Raw genomic sequence first — 7,777 nt, 5'->3', positions numbered from 1 at the left:
CGGGGGGAGGCCCGCGCGCGGGCGGAGTGTTTCGGGTGGGGGGCCGCGGTGGACGCGTTCCTTGCCGCGCACGACGCGGCTGTGCCGGTGCGGTCAGACGACGCGACGGCACCGGCCCGTTCCGACGTCGCCGACGACACCGAGGCCGCGACGGCACCGTCCCGTCCCGGCGTCTCCCGGAGCCTCGCATGAGCCCCGTCCGTTTCGTCGCCCTCGGGGACTCGCTGACGGAAGGCGTCGGCGACCCCGTGGGTGACGGCTGGCGGGGCTGGGCGGCGCTGCTGGCGGGCGGGCTCGGCGGGGAACCGGCCACGTTCACCAACCTCGCGGTGAGCGGGGCGCAGACCCGGGACGTGGTGGAGCGCCAACTGCCGACGGCCCTGGCGCTGCGGCCGGACGTCGTCTCCGTCGTCGTCGGCGTGAACGACACCCTGCGCTGCACGTTCGACATCCAGGCCGTCGCCACCCGCCTGGACACGGTCTACGGCGCCTTCGCGCGCCGGGGCGTGACCCTGCTGACCGCCTGTCTGCCCGACCCCGGGGAGATGCTCGGCCTCCCCGGGGCGCTCGCCCGGCCGCTCGCCCGGCGCGGGCGGGCCGTCAACACGGTCGTCCACGCGCTGTCCGAGCGGCACGGCGCCGTCCACCTGCACGCCGCCGAAGGGGCCTGGGTCGGCGACCGGACGATGTGGAGCGCCGACCGGCTGCACCCCGGCGAACGCGGGCACCGGCAGCTCGCCGCCCGCTTCCACGCGCTGCTGACGGAGTCCGGGCGGGCGACCGGCCCGGCGCCCTCCCCGGAACCGGAGTTCCCGGTGCCCACCCGTTCGGCGAGCCTGTGGTGGCTGGCCACCCGGGGCAGCGCCTGGGTCGCCCGGCGCTGTACCGACCTGCTGCCCCAGCTGCTCACCCTCGCCGCCGACGAACTGCGCCACCGCGCGCGGGGGACCAGCGCCCGGCTGGACCTGAGTGCCGCCGCCGCGGTGTCGGCCGCGCTGGGGGCGGTGTCCGTGGGGGAGCGGCGGGGAGAGGCGGCTTGAGCCGGTGGTGTTCTTGCGCGCGAGACGCGAACACCCACTCACCTCCACCGCACTCCCACGAACCGCACCGCGATCCCCGGCACCGCCTGTGCCGCCGCCGCGAGATCGCCCGCGCGGACGACCGCGACGACCGGATAACCCCCGGTCGTCGGGTGATCGGCGAGGAACACGACGGGATGCCCGTCGGGCGGGACCTGGACGGCGCCCAGGACCATGCCCTCACTGGCGAGTTCGCCGGTCCGCGCCCGCTCCAGGACGGGCCCCTCGGTGCGCAGGCCGATGCGGTTGCTGGCCGGGGAGACGCGGTACGCGCGCGTGGTGAACGTGTTCAGGGCCTCGGGGGTGAACCAGTCGGCGCGAGGGCCCGGGGTGACGTGCAGGATCAGTTCGGCGGGCGGTGCCTGCCGGGGGGCCGTGTCCACGCGCGTGGAGGGGGCCGACGGGCTGCCGAGGGGGAGGACGGTGCCGTTCGTCAGGGGGGCGGGGCCGAGGCCCGACAGGAGGTCCGTGGAGCGGCTGCCGAGGACCGGTTCGACGAGGAAGCCGCCCGAGACGGCGACGTACGAGCGGAGGCCCGAGGTGGCCGCGCCGACCTCCAGGAGGGCACCCGCCGGGACGTGCACCGGGGCACCCCAGGGCGCCGGGCGGCCGTCCACGGTCACCGCACAGGGCGCTCCCGAGACGGCCACGGCGACCGGGCAGCGGGGGCGCAGGGCGCAACCGTCGAGGGTGGTCTCCAGGACGGCCGCCGAGGGCGCGTTGCCGACGAGCCTGTTGACCAGGGCCGCCGTACCGGGGTCCAGCGCGCCGGAGTGCGGCACGCCCAGGTGGGCGTGGCCGGGGCGGCCCTGGTCCTGGAGGGTCGTGAGGGCGCCGGCGCGGACGACGGCGAGGGCACGGTCGGTCACGGACGGACCTCCGGGTCCACCGGGACGAACCGCACGCGCGTGCCCGGCGACAGCAGCGCCGCGGGCACGCGTGTGTGGTCCCACAGCACGGCGTCCGTGGTGCCGATCAGCTGCCAGCCGCCCGGCGAGGAGCGCGGGTACACGCCGGTGTACGGGCCCGCGAGGGCGACCGAGCCCGCGGGGACGGCGGTCCGGGGGGTGCTCCGGCGGGGGACGTCGTAGCGTGCGGGCAGACCGGTGAGGTAGCCGAAGCCGGGGGCGAAGCCGCAGAAGGCGACGCGGAACTCGGTGGACGCGTGGAGGCGGGCCACCTCACGCGGGGTGACGCCCCAGAGGGCGGCGACCTCGGCCAGGTCCGGGCCGTCGTAGCGCACCGGGATCCCGACCGCCGCCTCCGTCCGGGCGGTGACCGGCGGGATCTCGGCGGCCTTCAGCTCGGCGGCGGTCCTGGCGGGGTCCGTGAGGCCGTCCAGGAGGACCGTACGGGCCGCGGGAACGAGTTCACGGACAGTGAGCGCTCCCGAGGCGCGGCGACGGCTCAGCTCGGCGTGCAGGGCCTCGGCCTCGGCGCCGGTGGACACCTCGACGAGGAGCGCGTCCTCGCCGACGGGGAGGACGCGGAGGTTCGTGCTCACGGGTTCACCTCCCGGCTTCTCCGGAGATCCCCGCCCCCGCCGGCACACCCGCACACGCGCGCGCCTCTCCTTCCGACCGTAGCTCTCCTCACGCGAACGCCTCCACCCGCACCCCGGCCTCCTCCAGCCGCCGCCGCACCCGCCGCGCGAGGTCCACCGCGCCCGGCGTGTCGCCGTGCAGGCACAGGGAGCGGGCGCGGACGGCGACGGAGACGCCCGTGTGGGAGACCACGTGCCCGGACCCGGCGAGAGCGAGGGAGCGTTCGACGACCGCGTCGGGGTCGTGGACGACCGCGCCCTCCTGCCCGCGCGGGACGAGCGTCCCCCGCTCGGTGTAGGCGCGGTCCGCGAACGCCTCCGGGACACTGGTCAGGCCGGCCTCCCCGGCCAGCTCCAGGAAGCGGGACCCGGGCAGGCCGAGCACCGGGAGGGGGCCGGCGAGGAGGACGCCGTCGACGACCGCGCGGGCCTGGTCCTCGTCGTGGACGATCCGGTTGTAGAGCGCGCCGTGCGGCTTGACGTACGCCACGCGCGCGCCCGCCGCCCGCGCGAAGACGTCCAGGGCGCCGATCTGGTAGGCGACCTCGGCGGCGAGTTCGGCGGGCGGCACGTCCATCGCGCGCCGCCCGAACCCGGCGAGGTCCCGGTAGGAGACCTGCGCGCCGATCGTCACGCCCCGCTCGGCCGCCAGCGCGCACACGCGCCGCATGGTGACCGGGTCCCCGGCGTGGAAGCCACAGGCCACGTTGGCGCTGGTGACGACGGTGAGGAGCTGCTCGTCGTCGGTGAGCCGCCAGCGCCCGAAGCCCTCGCCGAGGTCGGCGTTCAGATCGATCATTCCGTCTCCCAGGTCATGCCGTCTCTCGGATCATGCCGTCTCCTGCCGGAAGGCCGAGGCGCCCACGCGGTACTGCTCGTCGCGGGCGTCGGTCACGAACATCTGCCCCGGCGCGTGCGTGAGGGCGAACGGCGGCCGGGAGGCCATGACCGCCGCCTGCGGGGTGACGCCGCAGGCCCAGAACACCGGGATGTCGTCGGGCCCGGCGTCCACCGGGTCGCCGAAGTCGGGCCGCCCCAGGTCGGCGATCCCGAGCCCCGCCGGATCGCCGAGGTGGACGGGGTCGCCGTGCACGGCGGGCAGCAGCCCGGTCTCCCGTACGGCCGTCTCCAGGTGCCGGGCGGGCACCGGGCGCATGGACACCACCATGGGCCCCGAGAGGCGGCCTGCGGGCCGGCAGAGGCGGTCGGTGACGTACATCGGGACGTTGCGGCCCTGTTCGAGATGGCGGATCGGGACGCCCGCCCGGGACAGCGCCGACTCGAACGTGAAGCTGCATCCGACGAGGAACGCCACCAGGTCGTCGCGCCAGTACGCGCGCGCGTCCGTCGGCTCGTCCACCAGTTCCCCGTCCCGCCACACCCGATAGCGTGGCAGATCGGTCCGCAGGTCGGCGCCCTCGGCCAGCGGCGTCGTCCAGGAACCCGCGTCGGTCACGTCGAGCACCGGACACGGCTTCGGGTTGCGCTGGCAGAACAGCAGCATGTCGTACGCCCAGTCGGCGGGAACGGCGATCAGGTTGGCCTGGGCGCGGCCCGGCGCCACGCCGGCCGTGGGCCCCGAGAGGCCCTCCCGGATGCGGGCGCGGGCGGTTTTCGGGCTCCACGCGTGCGCGTGCGGGTCGACGGCCGTCAGGGGACGGTCGTACGAGGACGTCGTCTTCACGTCAGTGTCCTCCCCTTGGTCTCCGGCAGGCCCAGGAGGGCCAGGGCCGCGATGCCGTAGCCGATCGCGCCGAAGACCAGGGCGCCGCCGACGCCCCAGCCGTCGGCGAGGAAGCCGACGGTGGTCGGGAAGACGGCGCCGACCGCGCGGCCGGTGTTGTAGGTGAAGCCCTGGCCGGTGCCGCGCACGCGCGTGGGGTACAGCTCGGCCAGGTAGGAGCCGAAACCGCTGAAGATCGCCGACATGCAGAACCCGAGAGGGAAGCCGAGCACCAGCAGGAGCGTGTTCGCGCCGTGCGGGATGTTCGTGTAGGCGAGGACACACACCGCCGACAGCAGCGCGAACAGCCAGATGTTGCGCCGCCTTCCCAGCCGGTCGGTCAGATAACCGCCCGTCAGGTAGCCCAGGAAGGCGCCCGAGATCAGGAACGTCAGATAGCCGCCCGTGCCGACGACCGACAGGCCCCGGTCGTTCTTCAGGTACGTCGGCACCCAGGTCGCCAGCGTGTAGTAGCCGCCCTGCACGCCCGTCGAGAGCAGACCGGCGAACAGGGTCGTCCGCAGCAGCGGCCCCTTGAAGATCGCCGTGAACGAGCCCCGGCCGGCGCTCTGCTCGCGGACGGCGGTCGCCTTCGGCGCGTCCTGGACCCGGCGGCGCATCCACAGCACGAGGACGGCCGGCAGCGCGCCGGTCCAGAACATCACACGCCAGGCGAGGTCCTCGTCGACGACGGTGAAGACCAGCGTGTACACCAGCGCGGCGAGCCCCCAGCCGACCGCCCAGGACGACTGGACCGCGCCGAGGGTGCGCCCCCGGTGCCGGTCGCTCGCGTACTCGGCGACCAGGATCGCGCCGACGGCCCACTCGCCGCCGAAACCGAGGCCCTGGAGGGCGCGGAAGAGCAGCAGGGTCTCGTAGGTGGGCGCGAAGCCGCAGGCGACGGTGAAGACGGCGTAGGTGACGACCGTGATCATCAGCGCGCGGACGCGCCCGATGCGGTCGGCGAGGACGCCGGCGATCGCGCCCCCGACGGCGGAGACGACCAGCGTGACGGTGGTGAACAGGCCGGTCTGTCCGCTGTCGAGGCCGAAGTACGCGGCCAGCGCGACCATGCTCAGCGGCAGCGTGAAGTAGTCGTACGAATCGAGGGCGTAGCCCCCGAAGGCGCCCGCGAAAGCGCGTCGCCCGCGCGGGCCGAGGGAGCGCAGCCAGCTCAGGGGGCCGTCGTCGGCGCCGGTCGTGGGGGAGTGGGTGTCGGTCGTGCTCATGGGGCACCTCGCAGAAGCGACGGAGAGTGCGTGGGAATGAGCCGTGCGGGATCTGGCCGAGATGTACAGCAAGGTAGGGGATCGTTGAACGATCCTTCAATACTCACGTTGTTTCGTTGAGATGTCTGCGGTTGAATTCCGGGCATGACGGAGCAGGCGCAGCAGCGCGCGGAACACCGGACGGAACTCGCGGACGATCGCGCGCTCCTCGGGCGCACCAGCACGGCCGAACGGGTCGCGGACATCCTCCGCACCCGGATCGCCGAGGGGTACTTCCCGCCCGGCACCCGCCTCTCCGAGGACAGCATCGGCGGCGCCCTCGGCGTCTCCCGCAACACCCTGCGCGAGGCGTTCCGGCTGCTCACCCACGAACGGCTGCTCGTCCACGAACTCAACCGGGGTGTCTTCGTGCGCGTCCTGACCGTCGAGGACGTCGAGGACATCTACCGCACGCGCGCGTTGGTCGAGTGCGCCGTCGTCCGGGGCCTCGGAGAGCCGCCGTTCGCGCTCGACGCGCTCGCCGAGGCGGTCGCCGACGGGCAGGCGGCGCTGCGCGAAGATGACTGGAAATCGCTGGGCACCGCCAACATCCACTTCCACCGCGCCCTCGTCGCCCTCGCGGGCAGCGCCCGCACCGACGAACTCATGCGCGGTGTCTTCGCCGAACTCCGCCTCGCCTTCCACCTCGTGGACGACCCGCGCGCGCTGCACGAGCCGTACCTGGCGCGAAACCACCAGATCCACCAGGCACTGCGGGCGGGCGACCGCGCCGAGGCGGAACGGCTGCTCGCGGGGTACCTCCGGGATTCACGCGAACGAGTGACAGAGGCGTACGAACGCCGGGTGTCCGACATGGGCTAGAAAGCCCCGTGATCCACCGGCGCACCCCGGCGTTTGGGTCGTTGTCAGACCGAGGACCTAGTCTGTGCACCGTGACTTCGCCTGCGTCGACGGACCGTGTTCCGCCCCAGCTCAGCGCGGCGCCCTCGCGCACGCCGCCTCCCTCGGGATCGGCTCCGTCCACGAGTGCGGCGGCCCCGAGATCTCCTCCGAGGACGACTTCACGGGCCTGCTGAAGCTCGCCGCCGAGTCGGCCGGGCCGCGCGTCGTCGGCTACTGGGCGGAGCGGGACGTCGACAAGGCCCGCGAACTCGGCGCGGCCGGGGCGGCCGGTGACCTCTTCGTCGACGGCGCCCTCGGCTCCCACACGGCGTGTCTGCACCAGCCGTACGCCGACGACCCCGGCAGCGGTCTCGCCTACCTGGACGCCGGGGCCGTCGCCGCGCACGTCGTCGCCTGCGCCGAGGCGGGGCTCCAGGCCGGATTCCACGCGATCGGCGACGCCGCCGTCACCGCCGTGACCGAGGGGTTCAGGGCAGCCGCCGAGGAGATCGGCCTCGCCCGGGTCCGCGCCGGGCGGCACCGGGTCGAGCACGCGGAGATGCTCACGCCGGACAGCATCGCGGCCTTCGCCGAGCTGGGGCTCACGGCGTCGGTGCAGCCGGTCTTCGACGCGCTGTGGGGAGGGGAGGACGGCATGTACGCGCAGCGCCTCGGCGCCGGCCGCGCGCGGACCCTGAACCCCTTCGCCGGGCTCCTGAAGGCCGGCGTCCCCCTCGCCTTCGGCTCCGACGCCCCCGTCACCCCCCTCGGCCCCTGGGCCGCCGTCCGCGCCGCCGCGTTCCACCGCACCCCGGCCCACCGCATCTCCGTCCGCGCCGCCTTCACCGCCCACACCCGCGGCGGCTGGCGCGCTCTCGGCCGCGACGACGCCGGCACGCTGGTTCCCGGCGCCCCCGCCGACTACGCCATCTGGCACACCGGCGAACTGATCGTCCAGGCCCCCGACGACCGAGTCTCCCGCTGGTCCACCGACCCCCGCTCAGGCACACCCGGCCTGCCGGACCTGACACCGGGGAGGGAACTGCCGGTCTGCCTGCGGACGGTGGTGGGGGGACGGACGGTGTTCGAGAGGTAGCGGACGGGGGCGCGGGCCTGCTGTGTCTTGTCGGGTGCGGGTTCGTTGTGGCTGGTCGCGCAGTTCCCCGCGCCCCTAGGGCGTGTTCTGGGTTGCGATCACGGGAGGGCTGGTAGGCTGCGTAACCAGAGGATGGATCCGCGCAGGTGAAGTCCGGCGGCGTAGCTCTCGGGTGTCTTGTCGTAGCGGGTGGCCAGCCCCCGCCATTCCTTGAACTTGTTGATG

Annotated in this window: 8 protein-coding genes and 1 pseudogene; 4 read left to right on the top strand and 5 right to left on the bottom strand. The window is 74.4% G+C overall.

Going from position 1 to position 7,777, the window contains the following annotated elements; genetic code table 11:
* Both ACVNF4_RS29325 and ACVNF4_RS29320 read left to right on the top strand, forming a co-directional pair.
* On the top strand, positions 1-192 hold a 192-nt coding region (locus tag ACVNF4_RS29325; protein ID WP_461805906.1), incomplete at its 5' end, for a hypothetical protein.
* Positions 189-1,040, top strand: coding sequence for an SGNH/GDSL hydrolase family protein (locus tag ACVNF4_RS29320; protein ID WP_461805905.1), 852 nt, complete (start codon positions 189-191; stop codon positions 1,038-1,040). The genes ACVNF4_RS29325 and ACVNF4_RS29320, both read left to right, overlap by 4 nt.
* A 38-nt stretch (positions 1,041-1,078) precedes the next feature.
* Here ACVNF4_RS29320 and ACVNF4_RS29315 read toward each other — a convergent pair whose 3' ends face one another.
* From ACVNF4_RS29315 to ACVNF4_RS29295, 5 genes are all read right to left on the bottom strand, one after another.
* Positions 1,079-1,948, bottom strand: coding sequence for a 5-oxoprolinase subunit C family protein (locus ACVNF4_RS29315; protein WP_461805904.1), 870 nt, complete (start codon positions 1,946-1,948; stop codon positions 1,079-1,081).
* Positions 1,945-2,583, bottom strand: a complete 639-nt coding sequence (locus ACVNF4_RS29310) for a 5-oxoprolinase subunit B family protein (RefSeq protein WP_461805903.1) — start codon at positions 2,581-2,583, stop codon at positions 1,945-1,947. The genes ACVNF4_RS29315 and ACVNF4_RS29310 overlap by 4 nt, the downstream gene beginning before the upstream one ends.
* An 88-nt stretch (positions 2,584-2,671) precedes the next feature.
* Positions 2,672-3,421 carry a LamB/YcsF family protein gene (locus tag ACVNF4_RS29305; RefSeq protein WP_461805902.1) on the bottom strand — a complete coding sequence of 250 codons (750 nt, stop codon included), beginning with the start codon at positions 3,419-3,421 and terminating at the stop codon, positions 2,672-2,674.
* A 30-nt stretch (positions 3,422-3,451) separates the two neighbouring features.
* Positions 3,452-4,306, bottom strand: coding sequence for a putative hydro-lyase (locus ACVNF4_RS29300; protein WP_461805901.1), 855 nt, complete (start codon positions 4,304-4,306; stop codon positions 3,452-3,454).
* The gene (locus ACVNF4_RS29295; protein ID WP_461805900.1) at positions 4,303-5,574 is read right to left on the bottom strand and encodes an MFS transporter; all 1,272 of its coding nucleotides are present in this window, start codon (positions 5,572-5,574) and stop codon (positions 4,303-4,305) included. The genes ACVNF4_RS29300 and ACVNF4_RS29295 overlap by 4 nt, the downstream gene beginning before the upstream one ends.
* A gap of 144 nt (positions 5,575-5,718) precedes the next feature.
* On the opposite strand from ACVNF4_RS29295, the gene ACVNF4_RS29290 reads away from it, so the two are divergent.
* Together ACVNF4_RS29290 and ACVNF4_RS29285 are read left to right on the top strand one after the other, a co-directional pair.
* Positions 5,719-6,435 (top strand): GntR family transcriptional regulator, encoded by a 717-nt coding sequence (locus ACVNF4_RS29290; protein ID WP_461805899.1) that lies wholly within the window; start codon positions 5,719-5,721, stop codon positions 6,433-6,435.
* A gap of 106 nt (positions 6,436-6,541) precedes the next feature.
* Positions 6,542-7,552, top strand: a pseudogene (locus ACVNF4_RS29285) (amidohydrolase); the annotation flags it as partial.
* Positions 7,553-7,777 lie beyond the last annotated feature (225 nt).

This window comes from Streptomyces sp. S6, assembly GCF_054880855.1.
Note: the sequence above shows the minus strand (reverse complement) of the source record. Positions and strands in the feature narration are given on the sequence as shown.

Bases quoted from the DNA above. Each gene is read 5' to 3' on its own strand.
- ACVNF4_RS29320 (WP_461805905.1), top strand. From the start codon at position 189: ATGAGCCCCGTCCGTTTCGTCGCCCTCGGGGACTCGCTGACGGAAGGC.
- ACVNF4_RS29295 (WP_461805900.1), bottom strand. From the start codon at position 5,574: ATGAGCACGACCGACACCCACTCCCCCACGACCGGCGCCGACGACGGC.
- ACVNF4_RS29290 (WP_461805899.1), top strand. From the start codon at position 5,719: ATGACGGAGCAGGCGCAGCAGCGCGCGGAACACCGGACGGAACTCGCG.
- ACVNF4_RS29305 (WP_461805902.1), bottom strand. From the start codon at position 3,421: ATGATCGATCTGAACGCCGACCTCGGCGAGGGCTTCGGGCGCTGGCGG.